Source organism: Escherichia sp. S10b (assembly GCF_028421345.1).
In the GTDB taxonomy this organism is placed as follows: domain Bacteria; phylum Pseudomonadota; class Gammaproteobacteria; order Enterobacterales; family Enterobacteriaceae; genus ECMA0423.
Genome location: NZ_JAHZSO010000070.1, coordinates 1 through 1,001, shown reverse-complemented (window position 1 = coordinate 1,001; position 1,001 = coordinate 1). Strand labels below are relative to the sequence as shown.

Here is a 1,001-nt window from a genome sequence, read left to right as displayed (position 1 = left end):
CTGGTTCTGGTGAATGCCGGTGGTGAGCCGTTTGCGGTGGTTCAGGTACAGCGGCGGTTTGCACCGGAAGCCGTCAGCCATTCACTGGCACTGGCGGCGTCACTGGACGCGCAGGGGTACAGCGTCAGTGACATCATCCATATCCTGATGGCGGAAGGAGGTCAGGCATGAGCGCACGTTCACAGGCACTGGTTCCTCTCAGCACAGAGCAACAGGCCGCATGGCGGGCGGTGGCGGAGACCGAAAAACGCCGCCATCAGGGTAACACGCTGGCTGAATATCCGTATGCGGGGGCGTTTTTCCGCTGTCTGAACGGAAGCCGCAGGATATCGCTGTCTGACCTGCGATTTTTCATGCCGTCCCTGACCGCAGAAGAACTGCACGGCAACCGTCTTCAGTGGCTGTATGCCATCGATGTGCTGATTGAAACACAGGGCGAGGTCTGCCTCCTTCCCCTTCCCGGTGATGCAGCAGAGCGCTTGTTCCCGTCGGTGCGGTTTCGTGTCAGGGAACGCAGTCGCCATAAATCCGCGCTGGTCATGCAGAAGTACAGCCGCCAGCAGGCGAGGGAGGCAGAGCAGAAAGCCCGTGCGTACCAGGCGCTGGTCGCTCAGGCTGAAATCGAACTGGCATTCCATTCGCCGGAAACAGTCGGAAGCTGGCATGCACGCTGGAGTGACCGGGTGGCAGAGCATGACCTGGAAACCCTGTTCTGGCAGTGGGGCGAGCGTTTTCCGTCACTGGCCGGAATGGAACGCTGGCAGTGGCAGGATATGCCATTCTGGCAGGTCATCGCAGAGGCTGGTATGGCGGCAAGGGTGGTCGGTCATGCTGTTCGTGAGATGGAGCGGTGGATGGTGCCGAACAAACTCCGGGAGGCAGCGTGATGCGGCAACAATCACACGGATTTCCCGTGAACGGTCTGAATGAGCGGATTATTTTCAGGGAAAGTGAGTGTGGTCAGCGTGCAGGTATATGGGCTATGATGTGCCCGGCGCTTG

Annotated in this window: 1 protein-coding gene and 1 pseudogene; both read left to right on the top strand. The window is 59.6% G+C overall.

What is annotated here, in order from left to right; translation table 11 throughout:
* Positions 1–171 (top strand): conjugation system SOS inhibitor PsiB family protein (locus FTE26_RS06195; RefSeq protein WP_272457520.1); only part of this gene is annotated, 171 nt, incomplete at its 5' end.
* Positions 168–930, top strand: a pseudogene (locus tag FTE26_RS06190) (plasmid SOS inhibition protein A). The gene FTE26_RS06195 and the pseudogene FTE26_RS06190, both read left to right, overlap by 4 nt.
* The last annotated feature ends 71 nt before the right edge of the window (positions 931–1,001 follow it).